Source organism: Micropruina sp. (assembly GCF_047602385.1).
Classification (GTDB): Bacteria; Actinomycetota; Actinomycetes; order Propionibacteriales; family Propionibacteriaceae; genus Micropruina.
Genome location: NZ_JASGHL010000001.1, coordinates 612,866 through 637,145, shown reverse-complemented (window position 1 = coordinate 637,145; position 24,280 = coordinate 612,866). Strand labels below are relative to the sequence as shown.

At 70.0% G+C, this 24,280-nt stretch carries 12 protein-coding genes and 1 tRNA gene; 6 read left to right on the top strand and 7 right to left on the bottom strand.

The genetic code is table 11. From position 1 onward, the window contains the following. Positions 1-27: 27 nt before the first annotated feature. From QM711_RS02900 to QM711_RS02890, 3 genes are all read right to left on the bottom strand, one after another. Positions 28-1,932: an MFS transporter gene (locus QM711_RS02900; RefSeq protein WP_415096204.1), complete on the bottom strand. Its 1,905-nt coding sequence runs from the start codon at positions 1,930-1,932 to the stop codon at positions 28-30. A gap of 257 nt (positions 1,933-2,189) precedes the next feature. After that, entirely contained in the window at positions 2,190-3,179 is a 990-nt protein-coding gene (locus QM711_RS02895) for a Gfo/Idh/MocA family protein (protein WP_415096203.1), read from the bottom strand. Positions 3,180-3,731: 552 nt separating this feature from the next. Continuing rightward, positions 3,732-3,805, bottom strand: a tRNA-Pro gene (locus QM711_RS02890). A gap of 117 nt (positions 3,806-3,922) precedes the next feature. Between QM711_RS02890 and QM711_RS02885 the strand changes: the two genes are divergently transcribed. Then, positions 3,923-5,089, top strand: coding sequence for a glycerophosphoryl diester phosphodiesterase membrane domain-containing protein (locus tag QM711_RS02885; RefSeq protein ID WP_415096202.1), 1,167 nt, complete (start codon positions 3,923-3,925; stop codon positions 5,087-5,089). Here the strand turns inward: QM711_RS02885 and der are convergent, their stop codons facing one another. The 4 genes from der to QM711_RS02865 are packed head-to-tail and all read right to left on the bottom strand — an operon-like array spanning position 5,090 to position 8,392. Next, positions 5,090-6,427 (bottom strand): ribosome biogenesis GTPase Der, encoded by a 1,338-nt coding sequence (gene der / locus QM711_RS02880; RefSeq protein WP_415096201.1) that lies wholly within the window; start codon positions 6,425-6,427, stop codon positions 5,090-5,092. After that, the gene (cmk, locus tag QM711_RS02875) at positions 6,424-7,128 is read right to left on the bottom strand and encodes a (d)CMP kinase (RefSeq protein WP_415096200.1); all 705 of its coding nucleotides are present in this window, start codon (positions 7,126-7,128) and stop codon (positions 6,424-6,426) included. The genes der and cmk overlap by 4 nt, the downstream gene beginning before the upstream one ends. Before the next feature lie 5 nt (positions 7,129-7,133). Further along, positions 7,134-8,213: a prephenate dehydrogenase gene (locus tag QM711_RS02870; protein WP_415096199.1), complete on the bottom strand. Its 1,080-nt coding sequence runs from the start codon at positions 8,211-8,213 to the stop codon at positions 7,134-7,136. After that, positions 8,210-8,392: a ubiquitin-like protein Pup gene (locus QM711_RS02865; protein ID WP_415096198.1), complete on the bottom strand. Its 183-nt coding sequence runs from the start codon at positions 8,390-8,392 to the stop codon at positions 8,210-8,212. The genes QM711_RS02870 and QM711_RS02865 overlap by 4 nt, the downstream gene beginning before the upstream one ends. A gap of 685 nt (positions 8,393-9,077) precedes the next feature. Between QM711_RS02865 and QM711_RS02860 the strand changes: the two genes are divergently transcribed. From QM711_RS02860 to QM711_RS02840, 5 genes are read left to right on the top strand one after another with little or no spacing between them, the layout of a single operon-like run. Beyond that, a complete protein-coding gene (locus QM711_RS02860; protein WP_415096197.1) occupies positions 9,078-11,990 on the top strand; it encodes a hypothetical protein in 2,913 nt (970 codons plus the stop codon). After that, positions 11,987-15,490 (top strand): DUF6603 domain-containing protein, encoded by a 3,504-nt coding sequence (locus QM711_RS02855; protein ID WP_415096196.1) that lies wholly within the window; start codon positions 11,987-11,989, stop codon positions 15,488-15,490. Before QM711_RS02860 ends, QM711_RS02855 begins: the two co-directional genes overlap by 4 nt. Further along, the gene (locus tag QM711_RS02850; protein ID WP_415096195.1) at positions 15,487-18,330 is read left to right on the top strand and encodes a hypothetical protein; all 2,844 of its coding nucleotides are present in this window, start codon (positions 15,487-15,489) and stop codon (positions 18,328-18,330) included. Before QM711_RS02855 ends, QM711_RS02850 begins: the two co-directional genes overlap by 4 nt. Next, entirely contained in the window at positions 18,327-22,433 is a 4,107-nt protein-coding gene (locus tag QM711_RS02845) for a hypothetical protein (RefSeq protein WP_415096194.1), read from the top strand. Before QM711_RS02850 ends, QM711_RS02845 begins: the two co-directional genes overlap by 4 nt. Before the next feature lies 1 nt (position 22,434). Next, complete coding sequence (locus QM711_RS02840) at positions 22,435-24,180, top strand: hypothetical protein (protein ID WP_415096193.1); 1,746 nt, start codon at positions 22,435-22,437, stop codon at positions 24,178-24,180. Positions 24,181-24,280 lie beyond the last annotated feature (100 nt).

The window sequence follows — 24,280 nt, the reverse complement described above, 5'->3', positions numbered from 1 at the left end:
TATCTAAATGACACATGGTTGGGAGATCTAGCCGCCGCTCGCAGCACCTGGAACAACGCGATGCGACCCGCCGCTGGGCGACGTCTGCACGATCATCACGTTGCACACGGCATTCCTGACGACCTCACGCGGAATCGAACCCAATGCCTCACCGTCGGCAGCTCCGACGCCACGGTTACCAACGACGATCAGATTGTCCGGATTGTCTCCGGCCACCTCCAGCAGGGCCTGGGCAGGAGTTCCCGCGACGATCCGCCGCTCGATCAGCTTGAAACGCTCCTTGGTGAGCTCCTGCACCGATCGCTCGACCGCAGCCTGGGCTGCACGCTCGCCATAGAGCTCCTCGTGTTCGTCGCCACCCCGCGGCCGCTGACCCGATGGCGCACCATCGGCGTTGAAGGCGGAGACCACGACAAGACGCGCCTCCGCGGCCGACGCGATACCAGCCGCGTGCCCGACAGTGGCCAACGACGCCGGGGTACCGTCCGAACCAACGATCACCCGGTTATAGACCGAGGTCATCCGGCGGGGCGAACCGAGCGGCATCAGCGACGATTCATCGCTCGCCTTCGGGGGGTTGACCCAGGTGGCCGCCAGTCCCGCGAGCACGAACATGACACCGATGAAGACGCCCGCCTTCGTCGGGTCGGAGCCGAGTAGGTGCGCATAGATCGACCCGAAAGTGACGGTCTCGATCAATTGCGGCACCACGATCATCATGTTGAGAATGCCGAGGTACACACCGATCCGGGCCGCCGGGACCATGCTGGTAACCATCACGAACGGCAACGAGCACACGCTGGCCCACGCGATGCCCAAGCCGATCATCGGAATGAACATCAGATACTTGTCATGCACGAACGGGAAGAACGATAAGCCGACACCAGCGATGAGCAGCGCGACCGCATGGACGTTCTTGGCACCGAATCGTTTCGCGAGCGGGATCATCACGATCGCAGCACCCATCGCGACCAGCGCGTACCATCCATTGATCAGGCCCGTCCAGCCGACGGCCTCCAGGTAGGCCGGGGTCTCGTTGTACCCGTGCACTCCAGTATTTACTCCGAACGCGGAGTTGCCGATGATCAGCGAACCGAACTGCCACCACACGAACAGCCCGTACCACTGGAAGGCATAGACCAAGCCGATCTTGTGCATGCCCAGCGGCATCTCGCGGACCGCGTGGAAGATCTCCCCGAACACAGCGCCCGGGTGCTTCGGAAGCGAGCGAATGTGGGCGATCTCCTCATCCGACGGCTTGATCTCCTTGGTCTTCGCCGCCGAGATGGCCACGCTCAGCAATAAGAAGAAGGCGCCCACCCAGAACGTCGCCGGCACCCAATGCGGCACTCCGGCAGCGTTCGTGCCGGTGATCATCTGCTGGAAGATGAACAACGAGACGTTGGCGACTACCGCCCCACCACCGATCAGCACCCCCTGCAACAGGTATCCGGTCGTGCGCTGCGACAGCCGCAGCTTGTCCGAGATCAACGCCCGATAAGGCTCCATACCCGTGTTGGCGCCCGCGTCGAGCAGCCACAGCAACAGCACCGCCATCCACAGCGCCGACACGAACGGGAACAGGAACAGCATCAGGGCCGCCAGCACCACACCCGACACGAAGAACGGCTTACGACGTCCCCAGCGAGTCCAGGTCCGGTCGCTCAGGACGCCGATGATGGGCTGAATCACCAGGCCGGTAATGGGACCGGCGAGGTTGAGCAGCGGCAGATCCTCAGGGTTGGCGCCGATGATCGCGAACAGCGGACTGATCGCCGTCTGCTGCAGACCCATCGCATAGTTCACCCCGAAGAACCCGAGGTTCATCAGCAGGATCGTCTTGTTGTCGAGCAGCGGCTTGTGCAGTTCGGACGGATCGGACTGCGCATCGATGCGGTCCTGCGCCGAGATGGCTTCTTCCTTGAGCGTCATTGCTCCCCTACTTCATCCCGAGTTACAGGGGACTCCCGCACTCGACTCCAGTGAAGCACGTCTATCGACGCGCATCGACGACGCGCGTCGATTCGCAGACGCTAGCACAGCGGACCCCGGCGATGTACAGCCAGGATCGAGTCAATCCCGAACGACGATCGAGCACGCAAACGAGCGCCCGACGGGAGGCGGAGAATTCTCCGAGTCGAGGACTCTCCTACCTTCACCGAGCATCACTCTTGCAAGCCAAGCGATGACTAACCGAAGGTCACACCCTGCCGTTCGCGGTGGCCCGCGAGAACGGCATCAATGACGCGCGCGGTTCGCAGGGCGGTGTCTCCGGTGCTGATCGGGTGGTCAGTTCGTCCGCTGAGAACGTCAACGATGTGCTGGATCAGCGGCAGTTGCACGACCTCCGGGTACGGCGCATCGAGGTAGGTCGTGATCCCTGCCCGAGTGAGCGCCAGGGGCTCGACGCCGAAGCTGGACAGGGTGAGGGTGGCCCGGGTTCCGACGACCTCGATACGGTCGATGGCTTCGCTGGCTGCGAAGTCCCACATGCCTGCACCAATCACACCCGAGGCAAAGCTGAATGCAGCGACAGCGGAAGTCTCCACTGCCGGAGAGGTGGGCAATGGGTGCGCGGCGTCGCCGGAAATGGTGGTGATCGGGCCGAACGCGTGGTCCAGCCAGTCGAAGGTGTGCGAGGCGAGATCCACGAAGTAGCCGCCTCCGGAAACCCGAGGATCCAGCCGCCATTGGTGCAGCTCGGACGTGGGTGGCGCCGGCCGCTGGTAGCGCACCGATACCGACCGCAGCTCGCCCAATTGCCCATCGGTGATGAGGCGCCGCGCGGTCTCGAAGCGTGGCATCGCTCGCCGGTAGTAGGCCACGAACAGCGCGACGCCGCGGCCATCATTGGCCTGTGCACAGGCCTCGATCATCGTCTGGCATTCGGCCGAGGTCCGAGCCATCGGCTTCTCGACGTACACCGGTTTCCCGGCCCGAGCGACCCGTCGGACATAGTCGCAATGGGAGTTCGGTGGGGTGGCGACATACACCGCGTCCACTTCAGGATCGGCAATCAAAGCATCCGCATCGGCATACCAATGACGAACCTGATGGCGTGCCGCAAAATCACGGGCCAACGCGGCGTCCCGACGCATGACCGCGACCAGCTCGGAACCATCCGCCCGTTGGAAACCCGGCCCGCTCTTATGCTCGACGACGTCGCCCGCTCCGATCACCCCCCCAACGAACCTTCTTCACGACTGAACCCCTCTTCAATGAGAAACCGCCGACCTATGACCCCGACTTCAGCCCTAGCTCGACTCCAAACCGGAGAATCGCCTGCACCCGGGACCTACTGATATGCATCGCGCGGCCACCTCGCCGGGGCTGGCCCCGCCCCCGTCGAACTCCACTAGAGCTTGATTACGTACCTCAATCAACCTGTCCAGCCTTGGCCTGCTTCGCCCGCACACCCGACGCCAACGCAGCCACCGACCCCAAATCAGACCCGCCAACCACCCTGCAGCGGACGATCCTCCCACAGCCAGACGGGCAGACCCACCGCGCCCGGCAGCCAGCGCAATTTTCCGGCACCATCCCGATCCGGATCGCGCGCAGCCGCATCGCTCGTGACATGAGCGAAAACGATTCCTATGGACGCGGGCCGACCAGATTTCATGGCCCGTGCTCACCGCCGGCCCCACATTCGCAGAAGCTAGTAATGCGTGGGAGAGGCATCAGACGAACTGGTCTCTCTCGACCACCCCTTCATCAGGGTGAATAACCCGTCGGGCTGACAGGATTTGAACCTGCGACCCCTTGACCCCCAGTCAAGTGCGCTACCAAGCTGCGCCACAGCCCGTTCAACTACCGGAGCCGTGGCCCCGACGGCTCACCCTACACGGAACGAGTGGCCGCCCTCAAAGCGAGTCTGCGCGCCGCCCGCTGTCCGGGCCGGCCGGACCGTAGACTGCTGCGCGTGATCAACCCCACTCCCATGCTGCGTCCCAGCCCGATGGATATTTCCGGGCTCTTCTCCGGTTCGTTCGAGGCCCTGAAGCGGCGCTTCCTGCTCTTCGTCCTGCTGACCTTGGTGCCGTCGTTGCTGATGGTGGTGGTGCTGATTGCCGCCGCCGTCATCGGTGGCGGAGCCGCGGCCACCGGTAGCCGCAACGGCATCATGTCAGCCCTGGTCCTGGTGACAGTCGTGATCGGTGCCGGTGGCTTGATCGCCGGACTTGCCCAGCTGAAGATGACCGGCATGATGTCCCTGGCCGCCTACGAGATCGCCCAGGGCCAGCGGCCCGACTTCGGTGGACTGATGGCGCGCACCAAGGGCTTCCTGCCGCGGATGCTGCCGGTGATCGCAATCTTCTTCGGTGCGGTGATCGCCTTCTATGCGTTGCTCGCCGCGATGATGTGGGGAGTGCTCAGCAGCAGTTCGAGCAGTGCTTCCTCTGATGCGATCTACGGTGTCCTCGGCTTGATGCTGCTGCTGATCGTGGTCGGCATTCCGCTGGCGATCTTCCTGGGCACCAAGCTGATCTACATCACCCAAGGGGTGGCGCTCGAGCAGCTCGGCGGCATCGAAGCAATGAAGCGCTCGTGGACGCTCACCAAAGGCAGCTTCTGGCGAACTCTCGGTTACGCGCTGTTGCCGCAACTCGCGATCGCGGCCGTCCTGTGGGTGGTCAGCACGATCACCCAGCTCGCGGGCGGCAGCTTCATCGACACCATGCCGAGCACGCCCACCGCGGCCGAGTTGATGACCTATCTGATGGGTCTCATTCCGTTGTACGCAGTTTCGTATCTGCTGCAGGTGGCCGTTCAGCTGGTCACCACGCCATTCATGCAGATCTACTACACCTACATGTTCGTCGATCAGGTGCGCCGCAGCGAGCTGCCCACGCAGTACGGCTACGGGCAGCCCGGCTACGCACCGCAGTACCCGGGCCAGCCGGCGCCTGGCCCGAGTCAGCAATACCCGCCGGCTCAGCCGTACCCCGGTCAGCAGCAGTACCCGCCGGCTCAGCCGTACCCCGGCCAGCAGCAGTACCCCGGCCAGCAGCAATATCCGGGCCAGCAGTATCCGCCGCAGCCTGGGCAGCCAGGTTCCTCGCAGAACCAGTGGCCCGGCCAGCGGTAGCTACTTCTTGCGCTTCTCCCGCGCGCGCACCTCGATCTGGACGGGGGTGCCGGCGAAGCCGAATTCTTCGCGTAGCCGGCGCCGCAGGAACCGGATGTAGCCCGGGTCCAGCTGTCCGGAGGTGAACAGGGCGAACGTCGGCGGGGCGGTGTGCGCCTGGGTGCCGAACAGGATCCGGGACTGCTTGCCGCCGCGCACCGGGTGCGGGTGGGCGGCGGTGATCCGGCCCAGGAACGCGTTGAGCTTGCCGGTCGACACCCGGGTCTCCCAGCCCTCTAGCGCGGTTTCGATGGCCTTCGACAGCCGGTCGACGCCGCGTCCGGTCAGTGCCGATATGTTCACCGAGGGTGCCCAGGAGAACGCCTGGATGTCCTGCTCGATCTCGCGGTTGAGGTAGTGCCGGCGCTCCTCGTCGGTCAGATCCCACTTGTTGTAGGCGATCACCAGCGCCTTGCCAGCCTCTTCGGCCATGGTGATCACCCGCAGATCCTGGTCGGCGATCGGCTCGGACGCGTCGATCACCACCACGCACACCTCGGCCCGTTCGATCGCGGACGCCGTCCGCAGTGAGGCGTAGTACTCGTGTCCGGACGCCTCCTTGACCCGGCGACGGATGCCGGCGGTGTCGATGAAGCGGTAGACGATGCCGGCGACCTCGACCAGTTCGTCGACCGGGTCGACGGTGGTGCCGGCGACGTTGTCGACCACCGAACGCTGCTGGTGGGCGAGCTTGTTCAGCAGTGACGACTTGCCGACGTTCGGACGTCCCACGATCGCCACCCGGCGCGGGCCGCCGATGGTCTCCTCAGACTCCCGCGGGGCTTCCGGAAGGGCCGCCATCAGGGCGTCGAGCAGGTCGCCGGAACCGCGTCCGTGCAGGGCGGAGACCGGGTGCGGCTCCCCCAGCCCGAGGTTCCACATCATCGCCGCCTCGGCCTCGTTGCGGGCGTCGTCCACCTTGTTGGCGGCCAGCACCACCGGCTTGCGGCTGCGCCTCAGGACCTGGACGACGGCCTCGTCGACGTCCTGGATGCCGACGGAGGCGTCCACGACGAACAAGACCGTGTCGGCGGCGGCGATGGCCAGTTCCGCCTGTTCGGCGATCTGCGCCGCCAGCCCCTTGGCGTCCGGTGCCCAGCCGCCGGTGTCGACGATGACGAACTCGCGCCCGTTCCAGGACGCGTCGTAGGAGACCCGGTCGCGGGTCACCCCGGGGATGTCCTGGACGACGGCCTCCCGGCGTCCGATGATCCGGTTGACCAGCATCGACTTGCCGACGTTGGGGCGTCCGACGACGGCCACCACTGGCTTGATCAGTTCTTCGGCGCTTTCGGTCATGGTGTTTCCTTGTCATCGCCGGTTGAACGTGTCGAAGCCGCCCGTTCCGCCAGTTCCACCACCGCGTCGATCACCTGCTCCAGCGAGAGCAGGCTGCCGTCCAGGCTGATCACCCCGTCCGCGGCGGTGGAGAAGTTCACCAGGGTGGAGTCGTCGGCGTCGCGGCGCAGGATCTGGTCGCGCAGCGCGGCGTCGTCGATCTGGCCGTCGTGGTCGAGTCTGCGGCGGGCCATCCGGACCGCCGGATCGGCGCTGAGCAGCAGCCGGACGTCGGCGTCCGGGGCCACGACGGTGGTGATGTCGCGGCCCTCGGCGACGATCCCGTTCGGCGCGGCCTCGATGATTGCCCGCTGACGAGCGACCAGGTTCTCCCGGCAAGCCGGGATCACCGCCACCGTGGAGACGTTGCTGGAGATCCGCTGCGAGCGGATCTCCTCAGTGACGTCGCGGCCGTTCACCCGTACCCGTTGATCGGTGGGATCGGTGGAGATTTGGATGTCGGCGCGCACCACGGCGGCGGTGACGGCGGCGGTGTCAGTGCCGTCGACGCCGGCGTCCAGGTAGGCGACGGTGACCGCGCGGTACATCGCGCCGGTGTCCAGGTAGGCCAGCCCGAGCCGGGTCGCCACCCCGCGGGCGGTGCTCGACTTGCCCGAGCCGCTGGCTCCATCGATGGCGATCACTAGGGGTTTTGTCATCATCGTCCTCACAACGACTCGGAGTAGCGCAGCGTCCAGCCGGCTGCGGTCATGGCGTTCTCGAGGCCGGCCCGGGCAGCTTTGGTCACACCGACCGCGAGATAGCCGATCTCGCGTTCGGGGTCGTGGTCGATGCGGATGTCTTCGACGTTCACGCCGGCCGCCTCGACATCGGCGAACAGCCGGGCCAGCGCGCCGGGGGTGTCGGGAATTGCCACAATAACCTCCGCATAAGCGGCCTCACCGGTGCCGTGCTTACCCGGCAGTTCCCGGACGCCGCGGCGTCCGTCGGCGAGGAAGCGGCGCAGGGCGTCCTCGTCGCCCCAACCGTCGAGCAATTCGTTCAGGGTGTCCCGGACGGCCTCAAGTTCGGCACGTACCGCGTCCGCGTTGGCGCTGATGATCTGCGTCCACAGCCGTGGGTCGGACGCGGCCACTCGCGTCACGTCGCGCACACCCTGGCCGGCGAGCCGCAGGTGCTCGTCCGGGACGTCGTTGAGCCGGGTGGCGGTCAGGCTGCTCATCAGCTGCGGCAGGTGGGACACCTGGGCGACAGCCTCGTCGTGGTGGGTGGCGCCCATGGAGACGATCCGGGCGCCGCAGTTGCGGGCCAACGCATGCACGGTGAGCACCGCTTTCGCCCGGGACGTGTCGTGCGGGGTGATCACCCAGGTGCGATCGACGAAGAGATCCGGGCGTGAGGTCAGCGGTCCCACGCGCTGGGAACCGGCCATCGGGTGCGAGCCGACGTAGCGGGCAAGGTTGAGCCCGCGTCCGCGCAACTCGGCCAGCACTGTGCCCTTCACCGAGCCGACATCGGTGACGGTCGCCTTCGGGTAAGTGCGCAGGGCCTTCTCGATCGTGTCCGCAAGCCGCGCCGGTGGGACGGCAACGACGACGAGCCTGACCGTGGCCGGGTCGATCGGATCGGTGGTGCCAGCGCCGCGTGAGGCTGCGACCTTGGCATGGGAAGAGAGCCGGTCGATCAGGTGCACCTCGACGCCGGCCTTGACCAGGGCGGCACCGACCGAAGCCCCGACCAGCCCGGTTCCGATCACCACCGCTGGGGTCAGGGTTGGTTCGTTCACTGGCCGCCCTTCTGCACGAAGGAGCGCACATACTCCTCGGCATCGCTCTCGAGCACCGAATCGATCTCGTCGAGCAGAGCGTCGTAGTCGACCGCCGGCTTGGTGGTCGCCGGGGTCACCTCGACCTGCGGCTCCTCAGCGCGCGCGGTACCGCGCTGACGCTGGATGCGCTCGGTCATGGTTCCTCCTGTTCGATCCGACAGCCTATCGCGCTAGCTACGAAGGGTTCACCGGACCGCGGGGACGGTTCTCTTGGTCACTGGGGACGGTTCCTTTGGTCACCGGGGACGGTTCTCCCGGTCACCGGGGACGGTTCTCCCGGTCACCGGGGACGGTTCTCCCGGTCACCGGGGACGGTTCCTTTGGTCACTGGGGACGGGTTCCTTTGGTCACTGGGGACGGGTTCCTTTGGTCACTGGGGACGGGTTCCCGCGGGCACTGGATCGTGGACAGGGGACCCGGACGCCCCCATCCCGAGCCAGCGGCGATCTCGACATCACCGTCCGATGGAGGGAAAGCTGTCCGATTTCGTGTCAAGACCCGAAATCGGGCCGCTTTGCACCCATCGGCGAGCGATCTCGACATCGCCGCGCTCGCGGGCTGGTCCGGTGACCAAGGGAACCGTCCCCGGTGACCGGGAGAACCGTCCCCGGTGACCGGGAGAACCGTCCCCGGTGACCGGGAGAACCGTCCCCGGTGACCGGGAGAACCGTCCCCGGTGACCAAGAGAACCGTCCCCGGTAACCGGGAGAACCGTCCCCGCGTACCGGGTCGGGTCGCCATACGCACTTGTACCCAGGGACTTGGCCGGAGGCCGGGGCGTAGGGTCCGAAGCGATTCCGCCCCGGGGAACAGGCAGCACTGATGGAACTTCCGTTGCTTCTGGCGGGTCCGATTCTGCGTAGGGTCGACCCGGGGCTGGTCAGCGTCTGGACGGCGTTCAGCAGCCCGGCGGAAGTGACCTTGGAGGTGTTCGAGGGACGGGTCGCGTACGACACCACCAATGCGCCGTTCGTCTCCAGCGCGGATCCGCCCGACCCGAACGCGCCGGCGCCGTTTCCGGGCGCGGAGGCGATCCGGGTCGGCGAGCATCTCTACCTGAGCATGGTCTCCGCCCGCATCCCTCCTGCGTCGGGGAAGACCTTTCAGCCCGACCGGCTGTACTCCTACAACCTGTGGATCGAGGCGGACGGCGGCACCAACACCCTGCAGTCGCTGAAGCTGCTGGAGACCCGCCAGGTCAGCGGCACGACCGCTGGGCCGCTCGGTTACGCCGACCGGATGCTGCCCAGTTTCGCCCTGCCGCCCAGCAGCCTGGACGACCTGCAGATCGGCTACGGCTCATGCCGGCGTCCGGGCTACGACGACGGGGACGCCCTGGCCTGGATGGACGCCTACCTGGCCGAACGGGTCGGCGACCCGCGGGGGCGGCTGCATCAGCTGTTCCTCGGCGGCGACCAGATCTATGCCGACGACGTCGAGGACGTGCTGATGCAACGCGTCGTCGAACTGGGCGTCGAGCTGATCGGAACCGCTCCCGCGGCCGCCCCGCTGCCCGGTGAGCCGGCCCGGACGCCGATCGAGCGGATCGCCGTCAACCAGGTCCGGTTGCGCACCGGCACGCCCGACCCCGAGAACCCGGATGCCGCCTACGCCCCGCAGCCCGCCGCCGACACCGCCGCCAACCCGCTGCCCGCCGGACCGCCCTGGTTCGGTGTCGGCAACCGGCTGTTCCTGACCAAGAACAGCGCCCAGCTGACCAGCGAGGACGGCAAGAACCACCTGATCTCGATGGGCGAGTTCGCCGCGGCCTACCTGCTCTACTGGTCGCCGGCCTGCTGGGGTCTGACGATTCCCGGCGCGACGATGCTGCCGGCCACACCCAACGCGGACCCGGTCCCGGTCAAATGGCTCGACGTGCTCACCGACACCCAGTCGGTGAGCCTGCCCGAGGCGGGTTATCCCGCCCGCGTGCCGCAGTACACCTTCACCGACGCCGAGGTGCGCAAGGAAGAGATCGCCAAGGAGGCCGAGCGGCGCCGGAAGCTGACCGACGCCGAGCGGGCCGACGAGGACCAGAAGCGCGCCAAGGCCAAGGCGGAAGAGGCCATCAAGAAGCCGAAGGTGAGCCGCCGCAACCACCGGGTGCACCGGCAGTTCCTGGCCAGCCTGTGGCGGGCGCAGCGGCTGCTCGCCAACGTGCCGACCTACATGATCCTCGACGACCACGACGTCACCGACGACTACTTCCTCACCCCGATGTGGCGGCACCGGGTGCTCGGCACCGCCTTGGGCCAGAGCATCCTGACCAACGCGATGACGGCCTACGCGCTGTTCCAGGACTGGGGCAACGACCCGCGCCGTTACGACCTCACCTCTACCGAGCGTCCCGACCTCAAGGGGGAACTGCCCAGCGACCTGCTGGTCCAGGCCACCAAGTTGTTCCCCGAGGGCGCGACCAAGGGCCCGGAGGCGGACGTGTTCACCGAGCTGGCGGTCATGCTGGGCCACAACCTGGACAACGCCCCGTTGCCGGACGGACGCTTCCTCCCGGTGAAGCCGCCGATCAGCTGGCACTTCATGATCGACGGCCCCAAGCATCGGGTGGTGGCGCTCGACAACCGCACCCGGCGCAGCTACGTCAGCGAGATCGGGCCGCCCGGCAACGTGTCGAAGGAAGCCCTCGACGAGCAGATCCCCAAGCCTCCGCTGCCGGACGGCGTCGAGGTGCTGGTGGTGGTCGCGCCGCTGCAGGTGATCGGCCCGCCGGTGCTCGACGAGGTGGTCAGCCGCGCCATCTACCGGATCTTCGACGCCGCGCACATGGAGAAGTTGGCCGAGGACCGCACCTCCGGCTCCCGGTTGATGCCGGGCACCAACCCGGACGCGCTGGAGACCTGGGCGCTGGACGAGGACACCTTCGAGTACCTGCTGTCCCGGCTGGCCGAGCACGGCCGGGTGGTGTTGTTGTCCGGCGACGTGCACAATGCGGCGTCCAATCTGATGAGCTACTGGCGGGGCGCCAGCACCAGCCCGGCACGGATCGCCCAGTTCACCTCGAGCGGCTTCAAGAACGTGATGCCGGTCTACCTGCAGGCCCTCGACGCCAAGGCCATGTTGCTGCAACAAATGCTCCGCGCCCGGCTCGGCGTCGAGCGGCTCGGCTGGACCAGGCCGGCGGAGAATCTGGTGCTGCTGCCGTCCGGACGCACCGAGGACGACCTGGTCGCCCTCACCCGCGCGAAGCTGCAACGCAGCCCGGTGCTGCTGCCCACCCACGGCTGGATCGACGACAACCCGCCGGGCGAAACCGACGAGGCCAAGACGTCCCGGCTGAACCCGGCCAACCTGCCCCAGTGGCGCTGGCGGGTCACTCCCCTGCTCGACGTCCGGCCGGACGCCGAACGGCCCAGCCCGATCCGGGCGTTCCCGCTCGACGAGGCCCAGATCGAGACCCAGGCGGCCGACCCGGCAACCACGTTCGCCGCGCTGCGCGCGGTCGCGGTGCGCCATCAGCACGCCCTGGAACGGATGCGGAACACCAAGCAGATGATGTTCCGCTCCAACTTCGGCATCTGCCGCTTCGAGAGCGACGGCGACGCGCTCACCGCGATCGGCGAGGTGTACACCGAGGCGGTCGATCCCGACACCCAGCTGCCGGTGATGGGGCCGTACATGGTGCACCGGGCGCCGCTCGGCCCGTTGACCGAAGAGCCGCCCGAGCATCTGCGCCGGTTCGCGATCGAGCCCGTGCCGATCCCGGAGCCGACGTCATGAGCGCCTCGTCCGTGCTGCGCAGCATCGCCGGCGAGGTGCTCGACTTCATCGTCTTCGTCGGCGAACTGCTCGGCGGCACCAGTTCGAAGCAGGCCCGGGATGCGATCCTGCGGGATCTCGGCGCACAGCCCGGAACCGGCACGCTGACCCTTCCCGAGGCGCCGCTGGCCTCGATCAAGGCCTACCGCGACGCGGTGGACGCCGACCTGCAGGCCGACATCCAGGCCGCCGGCGACATCGCGCTGCTGCTCGGCGCGATCATCGACCAGGTCGAGTCCTGGAGCGACACCGACTGGTCGGGCCGCACCGACACCTTCATCAACAGCCTGTTCGACCTGCTCGGCCGCAGCTACGTCCGGCAGCGTTGGCCCAAGCTGTTCCTGATCGTCGAATCGCTGAGCATCGCCTGGGAATTGACCGGCTCGCTGGGCCCCGGCGACCAGGCATTGCCGCACCGGTCCGGCGGCGAGTATCACGCCGGCCGCTTCTTCAATGCCTTCGCCACCGTGTTGTGGTTCGTCTGCGACCCCGGCCGCACCCTCAACGAACTGGACGGCACCCGCGAGGGGGCGACCGTCATCGACGACACCGCGCGCGACAAGGGCTTCCTGGTCGTCGACGGACTGATCCGCGGGCTGATGGCTGCGATCGCCACCATCGACCAGACCAAGGACGAGTTCAGCGAGAACATCCTCAGCGACGTCATCGTCGGCTGGGACGGCCCCGGGCTCGACATCGATTCCGACCAGCGGCCCACCGCCGCCGACCTGCTGGCCAGCCGGATGGTGTCCTTCTCGCTGCGTCATCAGGCCGACTCGGTCGCCGAAGAACTGAAGGTCAGCTGGCAGTACCTGCCGCGCCGGCTGGGCACCCCGGGGCGTCCCCGGCAGCTGTTCCTGGCGCTCGGCGGTGCGCTGACCATCGACCAGGTGCTGAACCCGAACCGCGGCAAGGGCCGCCCGGAGTGGCGGTTCCGGGCCGGCGTGAAGAGCGATGCCGGCGCCGCCCTGCTGATCGGCGGCGACGACATCGAGGCCAGCTCCGAGGCGTCCGGGCTGGAGGCGTCGTTCGGTTACGTCGCCACGCCCGACCCGAGCGGCGTCAGCTACTACCTGCCGCGCGACAAGGGCATTCGCGTCGAGCTGGGCGGAATCGCGTTCCGGCTCACGCTGTCGGCGAGCGGTGCCCGCATCCTGGCGGTCTTCGACAACTGCGCGCTGGTGGTGGACGGCGCCAGTGCCGACAGCCTGATGCGCAAGCTGCTCGGCGGCAAGCCGTACCGCACGATGTTCGGGTTCAGCCTGGGCTACGACTCGAACCTGGGTTTCATCCGCGAGATCCACCGGGTCTCCGGAGCGGACGCCACCGGCGCCACCGTGCCGTTCGACTCCGCGGGCCCGGCCGGGCCGTCCGATCTCGACCTGACCCTGCCGCTGGGTGGCGGCGACCTCTTCGGCAGCGGGATCAACCTGCTCGAGGTGGTGATCCGGCTGGCCGGGCGCACCGCCGACGCCCCCGCTACCGGCTGGGCGGTCGCCGCCGGCGCCCTGATCACCTTCAGTGCCACCTGGGGCCCGGTGTACCTGCGGGTCGACCAGCTGGGGTTGCTGTTCCAGGCCGACACCATGACGCTACAGAAGGACCGCAACCTCAAGGTGATCGACGCCCACGTGGACGCCTCGCTGCCCACCGGCATCGCGCTCAACATCGAGACCGGCCCGATCAGCGGCGGCGGCGCGGTCCATCGCGACCCGGCCACCGGCGACTACTACGGCGCGGTGGTGCTGCGGATCGCCAGCCGGGTGACCCTGACCTGTCTCGGCCTGGTCTCCACCCGCGACGCCCAGGGCAACCCGCTGACCTCGTTCATCCTGATCGGCACCGTGGAGCACCTCGGCCTCACCGCCGGCTTCATCACCCTGGACGGCCTCGGCGTGCTGTACGCCGCCGACCGCACCCTGGACGTGCCCGCCGTCCGTGCCGCGCTGCCGTCCGGCAAGCTGAAATACCTGCTCTTCCCGGCCGATCCGATCAAGACGCTGCCCGAGATGGTGGCCGGGCTGCGCACCTTCTTCCCGCCCCGGGAGGGCACTCATATCTACGGGCTGCTGGTGAAGCTCACCTTCGGCAGCGCGTCGAACCCGCTGCTGCGGGCCGACCTGGCGCTGATGCTGGAGCGGGACAGCAGCACCGACTCGTCCCGGCTGCTGGTGCTCGGCCGGGTCAGTTCAGTGCTGCCGCAGCAGAAGGCTGCCCTGCTCACCCTCAACCTGGACGTGGTCGGCGAGTACGACTTCTCCACCGGGTTCGCCGCCCTGGACGCGGTGCTGTACGAGTCGAAGCTGTTCGGCCGGTTCGCGCTGACCGGTGCCGCCGCTTTCCGGCGGGCTCCCGGACTCGGGTTCGCGCTGGCCGTCGGCGGTTTCAACCCGCGGTTCAGTCCTCCCGCCAACTTCCCGGCGGTGCCCCGGGTGACCGTCGCCCTGACCACCGGCGACAACCCGAAGCTGATCGTCGAGGCCTACCTGGCGATCACTCCGAACACTCTGCAGTTCGGTGCCACCGCCTCGCTCTACGCGGCCGCCTACGGTTTCTCGATCGAGGGCTACATCGGTTTCGACGTGCTGGTCCAGTTCTGGCCGCCGCACTTCATTGCCGACTTCAAGGCCGGCGTCCAACTCAAACGGGGCAGCCGCAGCCTGTTCAAGGTGGACGTCCGCGGCACCCTGGAGGGTCCGCTGCCGCTGCGGGTGGCCGGCAAGGCGACCTTCGGCATCCTGTGGTGGGACTACACGGTGTCGTTCGACAAGACCCTGATCGGCGGCAGCAACGCGGTGGTCAGCGAGGCTCTGGACGTGCTGAACGAGCTTGTCGGCCGGCTGAACGACCCGCTCAGCTGGCGCGCCGTGTTGCCGCCCACCGCCGGCGAACTGGTCGGCGTCCGCACCGACCCGGCCGCCGGCGGGCTCTGGCTGCACCCGCTGGGCCGGTTAGTGGTGCAGCAGGGGTTCGTGCCGCTCAACGTCGTCCGCGACATCGACCGGGTCGGCGCGTTCGTGCCGGCCCGGGAGCGCCGGTTCGCGATCACCGCCGGCCGGGTGGGCGAGACGGTGATCACCACCTTCGACCAGCTGGTACACGACGAGTTCCCGGACAGCCAGTTCTTCGAGCAGACCGACGCCGAGCGGCTGTCGAGCCCCGGCATGGTGACCCGGCAAGCCGGGGTGAGCTTCGGTAATGACGGCTACGCCACCGACGCGTCCGCCGGTGTCGCGGCCCCGTTCAGGTACACCGAGATTCTGATCGGCCCGGACGGCACACCGGTCGTGCAACCTCAGCCCAAGCCGGCGGCACCGGACCACGTCGCGGCCGGGCTGCGGATGAGTGCGGCGGCCCGGGCGCTGACCCGCACGTCGGTTGCCGGCCGCTATGCCCGCGGGCCGCGTCCGGACGCGCCCCGGCTGACGGCCTCGGGACTGGTGGCGGGGGCGGTGCCATGAGCCAGCCGGCCCTGACCTTCCTGCCCTGGGTCCGCCGGGGAGGCGCTCTGGCGCTGCCGCCCGATCTGCGCACCGGGCATCCCGCCAGTCACGTCGGCACCACGGTGGGGGTCACCGTCAACAACGGCCCGAGTGCGTCGGTGCCGGTGCAACTGCTCGGGCCGGGCGTCGTCACCGGGGTTTCGCCGCAGCAGGTGATCCGCTCCGACCCGGCGCCGAACACCAGCACCTTCGAGTCGAACTACCTGGTGCTGGTCGAGTTCGACGACCCGGGGCTGCCGTGGCTGTTCACCCCGGCGTCGGCGTCCGGTGGGAAGCTGCGGCCCTGGCTGTGCCTAGTCGTGGTGCGCGAACAGCCCGGGGTGCGGCTCGGACCGGCCGGACGCGGCGCCCTTCCGGTGCTGACCATCGGCGGTCCGGCCAAACCCGAGAAGGAACTGCCCGACCTGGCCGACTCGTGGGCCTGGGCGCACGCCCAGGTGGCGCTGGACGGTGCGGCCGACGCGGCCGGGGTGGCGGCGGCGCTGGCCGGCGACCCGGCCCGCAACCTGTCCCGCCTCGTCTGCGGACGGCTGCTGGACGAACAGACGTCGTATCTGGCCTGCGTGGTGCCCACCTTCGAGGCCGGACGCCGGGCGGGCCTGGGCGACGATCCGGGCACCGCCGAAGGACCCGCCTGGACCCTCGCCGACGGCATGCCGGCCGTCGAGTTGCCGGTCTATCACCACTGGCGATTCGCGACCGGGCCGGCCGGCGACTTCCAGTCGCTGGCGCTGGCGATCCGCGGGCGTCCGGTCGGCGACGGGTTCGGCACCCGACCGGTCGACCTGTCCACCGCCGGGCTCGGATTGACCGGCACCGACGACGCCCAGGAGCTGCTCGGCGGCGCCCTGCTGGCCCTTGACACCCCCGCCAACCGGTGGACCGATCCCGGTCTGGCTACCAGGTTCGCCTCCGCGTTGGGTGCTGTGCTGAACACGCCGGACGCCGCCCCGTCGGCCGAACCGGTGCTCGCCCCGCCGCGCTACGGCTCGGCCTACCGGACGCCGGCCACCCTGGACGCCGCGGCCAGCACCCGCTGGTACGAGCAGCTGAACACCGATCCGATCGCCCGGGTGGCCGCCGCGCTCGGCACGCTGGTGATTCAGCGGCAGCAGGAGACCCTGGTCGCGGCGGCCTGGGATCAGTCCGCCGACCTGCGGCCGGCTACCCGGCTGGTCGGCCTGGCCGGCCTCGGGTTCGCGGTCGCCGCCAGTCTGCATCGACGGCATGTGGCGCCGTTGACCGCCGAATCCGGACTGTTCGTGCTGGCCCCGCTCCGCGCCCGGCTGATGGCGGCGCCCCCGATGACCGGCGGCAAGAGCTTCGCCGCGCAATGGTCCAAGGCCCAGTTGCCGCCCGCGGCCGTCGGGTCTGCCGTCCGGCGGGTGACCCGGGTGCGCGGACCCGCGCTGCGGACGGCCGAACGCGCCGCCGAGTCGGGTGGCACGCCGCTGCCGAAGCTGAACTGGCTGGGCCGGATGGTGCCGGCGTCCCGGATCGAGCGGGACTTCGAGGCACCCACCGGACCGCTGACCTTCGATGCGGTCGCCCCCAGTCTGCCCACGCCGCAGACCCTGACCTGGGCCGCGCTGACCTCGGACGCCGTGGCAAACATGCCGCCCCGGCCCGGCTTCGCGTTGTCGGCCACGCCGGCGCCGGCCGGACCGCGTCCGTTCCCCCTGCCCGGCGAGATCGTGGCCGGTGACTTCACCGGCCTCCCGGTGTTCCGGCCGTCGCTGCGCACCGGGGAGGACGGCGGCGAGCCCACCCCGATCAGCCGTCGCCGGCCGGGCGATCCCGGTGACCCGCCCGACCTGCCCGATCCGGTCGATCCCGATCCCGTCGATCCTCGCCCGCATCCGCGTCCCCCGCGGGTGGACACGGCTGCGGCGGCACTGTTCCGGCAGGTAGCCGGGGCGCACCTCGCGGCTTTCATGGACACCCCGCCGCAGCAGCCGTCCGGCCTGGGCACCATCGCGGTCGGCACGCTGTTCGACGAGGCGAAGCAACTCACCGCGCCAGTCCGCACCTTCGCCGCAGCGGTCGACGGACTGTTCAACGGCACTCCCCCGGCGTCGCCGTCCACGTCGGAAGCGCCCCTGCCAGACCTCAGTTTCGTGCCGCGCTTCGCCACCCCGATGGCGCTGGCCCTGGTCGAGTTGGGGCAGCAGTGGCTGTTGCCAGGGCTGGACGGCGTCCCGGCCAACACGGCGGTGGCATTGCGTACCAACGGCGCCTTCGTCGAGGCGTTCCTGGTCGGGCTGAATCATGAGTTCGGCCGCGAACTGCTGTGGCGCGAGTTCCCGTCGCCGCTCACCGCGACCTTCTTCGACCGCTTCTGGGACGCCGCCGTCGCCCCCACCGAGCCGCCCGACATCCCGCAGTTGGACCAGTGGAACGACCGGGCGCTGGGTGCGCCGACACTGCGGCCGGAACGGTTCGTCCTGCTGCTGCGCAGCGAGCTGATCCGGCGCTTCCCGGACGCCGTGGTGACCGCGTCCAAGCCGGGCACGGACCCGCCGGAGACCCGGCTGCCGGTGTTCCGCGGCTCCCTCGACCCCGACCTCAGCTACTTCGGTTTCGCCATCCCGCTGGCGCAGGCCGACCACTACTCGATCAGCATCGCCGAGCAGCCGGGTGCGCCGCGGTTCGGGTTCGAAGTCGGCGAGGCACCACCAGGCGTCAGCCACGCCCCGGCCGGCGACGCGACCGCCGCCCAGTTGGCCGGACGGCTGCGCCAACTGCCCGCCCGGATCACCATTCCGATCACGGTGCTGATGCGGGAGCAGGAGCCATGACCGATCCGCTGAACCTGGGTCCGCTGACCGCCGACGCCCTGCGCACCGACCCGCGGCTCGGTGCCGTGCTGGGCGGGGCGACCCACCCGCTCGCCCTGCTGCCGGTGCGGCTGGAGACCCGTTACACCGGCGCCGAGCTGCTGGTGCGGATCTATCCCGACCAGCTGCAGGTGGACGCCCACGATCCCCGGATTTCGGCCGCCGAACAGGCCGCTGGCCAGGAGTTTTGGCGCAGCCAGTGGCGCACCGGCGGCAATAGTGACCGGCAGCAGCGGCTCTGGGCGGCGCTCGCCGAGCGGTTCGGTCCCGGACGCGCGGGCTGGATCGCCCGGGCCACCCGTCCGACCAACCCGGCGGCACGGCCGAGCGCGGAGGTCGGCGACGAGGCACCACTCGGGGCCGAGCCGACGTTCGGCTCGCTGGCCGTCACCGAGGAGCGCAGCACCCCGGTGGCACGGTTGCTGCCCCGGCAATGGACGGTGACGGCGTACGCGGGTGGCGCGGTGATCGCGGCGGCGACCGGGCAGCCGATCACGATCGACCCGGCGGTCGGCCCGGATCTGGCCGCGCCGCTGGTCGCGGACGCCGACGATCACGAGGTGGCCGCAGTCGACGCCGGGATGAACTGGCTGGTCGACTTCAAGGCGGCCGAGAAGCTCGGCATGGCGCTGCGGTTGCCGATCACCGGTGGTGTCGACCTGCTGGTCGCCTGCGGTGTGCGTGACGAGGATGCTGCGGCCGGGGCTACCGGGCTCGCCGCCCTGCTCGACGCACAGCGCTACTCCGCCGGACTCGCCTTCCTGGCCCCGGATGCCACCACGAACAATGCCGAGGCGGCGCCGTCCGGGTGGTCGAGCACCGATCCCGGTGGCTGGACGCCGCAGGCGGTGGCGCCGGCGCCCGGGTCGTTCGGGGCGACGGCGTCCGCGCTGCTCGGGGTGGGCGACGCGCAGTTCTTCGGCGGCCTGCCGCACGCCGAGCACGACGAACCGCTGGTGGCCGGTGCGATGAGCCGGGCGCTGTGGCCGGCGACCTGGGGGTACTGGCTCACCCAGTTCGTCGGGGTGGACGCCGCCACCAACGAGTGGGCGCGCGACTTCGCCGGACGCTTCGTCCGCCCGGACGGCCCGCTGCCGGCGCTGCGGATCGGACGACAGCCGTACGGGGTGCTGCCGGTCACCTCGCTGGGACGCTTCGGCGGAGACGACGCGCGACTCACCCGGCTGGCGCGGGCAATGGCCGGGCTGCGCGATCAGGGTTGGCGTCCGGCGGTCGGCCGGGCACCCCGGATCGGACGCGGCAGCGATGTCGCCGCCGACCTGGTGGACGTGCTGCGGCTGGAGGGCCGCTCCGACGACCTGAGGGTGCGGCGCAGCATGGGCGCCCGGTTCGCCGACAACCTGGCCCGGTTCCTGGCCCGCGAGCTGACCGACAGCGGCTTCTGGAACGCCGCCCGCGACCGGGATCTGCCGATCGCCCGGGCCGCGGGGTTGGGGCTGATCCCGGGCGCGCTGGTCGTGCACGAGCCTGACGGGCGTCCGGTCACCCTGCCGCTGGTCCGCGCGGAAGGCGAAGCCGAGGCTTTGCGCGCCCTGCTGGCCGCCGATCCGGACGCGCTGGCCACCTCGTCCGATCCGCCGGCCTCGATGCTCGAAGCGCTGGTGCGGCACGGGTTGCTGCGTGAGCACGCCGATGCGGCCTCCCGTCTGCTGGGGCTGTCGGCGACCGACGCCGAACTCTACGGCTTCGGCGACGACGTCACCGGCTGGTCGGCCCGGCGGGCTACAACGTTGCCGAGCGGTGGCACCGTTCGCGATCGACTGGCCGACCGGTCGCCGGCGAGTCCGCTGGCCGGCTTCCGGGCCGCCGTCGAGGCGGTGGCGTCGGCGTCGGCGTCCGGGGCCGCGGCGGAGCGGCAGTTGCTGGGCTGGCTGGACGCCGCAACCCATCGCCTGGACGCCTGGGTCACCAGCTTGGCGACGGCCCGGCTGAGCCAGCTGCGGGAGACTGCGCCGTCCGGCGTGCTGGTCGGCGGCTATGGCTGGGTCGAGGGGCTGCAGCCCGCGGCGTCCACCCCGGTCGCGCAGCCGCCCGCCGGCGAACCGGCGCCGCTGCGGTACGCCGACGGCGACCCCGGGTTCATCCATGCCCCCTCGGTGCATCAGGCGCAGGTGGCGGCGATGCTGCGCAACGCGCACCTGTCGCACGGCGGCGGCGAGCAGGACCCGTTCGCGGTCAGCCTGACCTCGGAGCGGATCCGGCTGGCCCGCTGGGTGTTCGACGGCGTCCGGGCCGGGCGCACGGTCGGTGCGGTGCTCGGTTACCTGGTCGAGCGCGACCTGCACGAGCGCAATCTTGACTTCGCCATCAACGACGCACGCGAAGTCGCGCCGCTGCCCGGTCAGGAGGATCTGCCAGTTTCTGCCCGCCGGCTGGACGGCCTGCGGCTGCACGAGTTGTGGCTGGGTAGCGAGGACCATGCCGTCGACCACCTGGTGTCGATGACCCGGACGCCCACCGACGACGAGCGCAACCGGGCGATCGCCGTGCTGCGGGCGCTCAACGCCGCGGTGGACGCCTGCGCCGACGCGCTGCAAGCCGAACAGGCGCACCAGTTCGCCCGCGGTGACCTGGCCCGTTCGGTGAGCAGCGTCGGCGACGTGGATCGTGGCCTGACTCCGCCGCCCGATCTCGACTTCCTGGCCACCCCGCGGACCGGGGCCGCGGTCACCCACCGGATGCTGATCCTGTTCGATCCGGACGCTCGGCCGGCCCCCGGCTGGTCCGGACCGCCTGCGTCGGCGCGGGCGTCCGCCGAGCCCGGATTGGACGCCTGGCTAGGGTCGATGCTCGGCTCGGCGGCCGGACGCACGGTGACCCTGGCCGCCGATCCCCCGGTGTCGGTGCCATGGTCAGACCTGGGGTTGGCGGCGTCCGACTTCGTGCAGCTGGCGAGTACCGAGGGCGGACTGCGCGAACTGGCCGCCCGGGCCGCTTTGGCGTCCGGGCTCGTGGTGGAGACCGCGCAGCTGGTGCCGGACGCCGACCTGCTGGCGCTGCTCGAGTTGGGTCGTTCGCTGGCGGCCCTGGCGACCGCGGCGAAACCGCTGGACGGTGCGGGCCTCCAGCCGCCGCATACCGATCCGATCGGTGGGGTGGACGCGGCAGACCTGCGCAGCCGAGCGACCCGAGCCCGGCAACGCGTCGAGTCTGTGGTGGGGGCGATCGATGCGGCACTGGCCGGCGCCGACCCCGACGCCCTGCGGGCAGCCGTGGTCGCGTCCTGGACGCTGGGCGTCGGCGAGGCGGGACTGCCCTCGGCACAGTCCGGGTGGGACGCCGCGGCCGCCCGGGTGCGTGCCGATCTGAGCCTCCGGCTGGCCTCCGCGCCGGCGGCGTCCGGCGACGTCGACGGCCTGCTGACCGAACTGCGAGCGCTGCTCGGGCCCGGGTTCGTCGCAGTGCCGCGGTTCGTCCCGCCCGGCGTCGAGCAGGTGGTTGCTGCCCGCGACGACGCGGCGCTGACCGGTGGCGATCCGCTGGCGTCCGAGGTCTGGCTGACCCGGATGGAACGGGTCCGCGAGCCGCTGGCCCGGGCCGGGATCGCGTTGCGCGAGGCTGAGGCCCTGGGCGGACGGCCGTTGCAGCTCGCCGTCGCACAGGTGCCCTATGCACCCGGGGACACCTGGAATGCGCTGCCGGCAAGCCGTTATGTGGACGGCGCCAGTTCGCTGCTGCTGATCGGCGGCGACCTGCTGGCGCCGGGCCGGGTGCTGTCCGGGTTGCTGGTGGACGAGTGGGCCGAGGTGGTGCCGTCCGACACCCAGACCACGGGTGTCGCATTCCGCTACGACCCGCCGGAGGCGATGGCGCCGCAGGCGATCCTGTTGGCCGTGCCGCCGGTGCCCGGTGAGGCGTGGACGGTCGGCAGCCTCAACCAGGTGCTGATCGAGACCCTCGAGTTGGCGCACCTGCGGGCGGTGCCACCCGAGGCGCTGGGGGCGGTGCGGCAGTACCTGCCGGCGTCGGTGCTGGCGTTCAACACCGAGGCCGACGTGCCGTCCACCAATCCACACGCGTTCACTCCGCCGGCGGGAGGCTGAGATGGCGTCGATCACCAGCTACTTCCGGCTCGAACCGGACCCGCTGCGTCCGGACGTCACGGTCGGCGCGACCGCACCGGTGCACGATCCGTTGTGGCTGCTGGCCCGGCAATGGCAACTCGGCGAGTTCGCGGCGCAGGACGGCGGCACCCCGGTGCTGGCCCGCTGGCGGGGCGTCGCGGCGGAGCCCACCCGGTTCGTCGCCGGCCCGATCCCGCCCAACACCGCCATGCAGGCGCCCACCTTCGCCGCCCTGGCCGCACCGTTGGAGACGCTGATCGAGAAGGCCGGAGCGCCGCTGCCGTCGGCGGCCGCGACCTTGGCCGGGTTGCGGCTCGGCGTCGACACCGGACGGCTCTTCCTCCGCCTGCTGGCCGGCCAGACGGTGTCCCACGACTATGCGCCGGCGCTGCTGCGGGCGTTCGCCGTCCCGGTCTACGGCGAGGACGTGTTGGGCGACGCGGACGCCGCCACCGCCGCCACCGCCGGCTACGCCCGGCTGCACGGCGGCCGCAGCCTGGATGGACGCCGGTTGCGCGCCGAACTCACCGGGCGTCCACAACCCCGGATCGACGAACCCATCGCGCCTGGTGACGTCGCCGAGGTGCGTGCCGCCTGCGCAGATTGGCTGCGCCTGGTGGCGGAGCTGTTCGACGACGTGGACCCAGCCGCCGAATGCTGGCAGCCGGCGCGGTTCGAGCACACGGCGTCCATCTCGGCGCGGCTGGGCGACAGCCCGTTCGACGAGACCACGCTGACCGCGCACCGCTACGACAGCGACGTGCTCGACTGGTACGAGTTCGACGTCAACGGCGAGGTGAACCTGGGCACGAAACCCGCCGAAGCCGGCCCCGCCGTCGTCCGCACGGTGATGCCGGCCCCGGTCACCGCGCCCGGGTTGCCCGCCCGCCGGTTCTGGGAGTTCGAGGACGGCAACCTCAACCTGGCCGCCCTCCAACCGGCCGAAACCGACCTGGCCCAGGTGCTGCTCATCGAAACCCTCTCCGGCTACGGCAACGACTGGTTCGTGATCGGCGTCGACCTGCCGGTCGGCTGCCTGGTGCGGGCGACGTCCCTGGTGGTCACCGACACCTTCGGCGTCCGGACCCTGCTGCGACACCTCGGCGATCCCAACGCGGCCTCCGCGCGCGGCTGGAGCGTGTTCCAGCACGCCATGCCGTTCGACGCGAACGAACCCGAGGGCGCGACCATCCGCAACCTGCTGTACGTCGCACCGCGGCTGGCGAAACCCCTGGTCGGACCGGTGGTGGAGCAGGTGCTGCTGGCCCGCGACGAGCAGGCGAACCTGGCCTGGGCGATCGAGCAGACGGTGGAGTCGCCGCTGCAGGCCGGGCTGCCGCTGAGTTCGGCGCGCCCACCCGATCCGCCCGGCGATCCCGATCCGGCGCCCGACTACCACCTGGCCCAGGCCCCGCCGCCGCACTGGATCCCGCTGCTGCCGGTGCGCCCCGGCCCCACCGAGCAGATCGTCCTCGCCCGTGGTTCGGTGCTCGACCTCGACGGCCGCCGCCTCGTCCACAGTGTCACCGAGATCCTCGGCGGGGGCCCGGACGGCGCCCTGCTGATCCCCGAGGAAGAGGTGCCCACCGGAGGTGTCCTCGTCCAGCGCAGCTACCAGGCCGCCCGCTGGATCGACGGCACCCTGCACGTCTGGGCGGCCCACCGCACCAAGGCCAGCCCCTCGGTGCCGCCCAGCGGCGTCCGCTACGACTACCTCCTCGAATAGCGGGGACGGTTCTTTTCATTCGAAATCCGCATGCTCGGGGACGGTTCTCCCGGTGCGAATTTCGCACGAAGAACCTTCCCCCGCATGCGAAACTCGAACG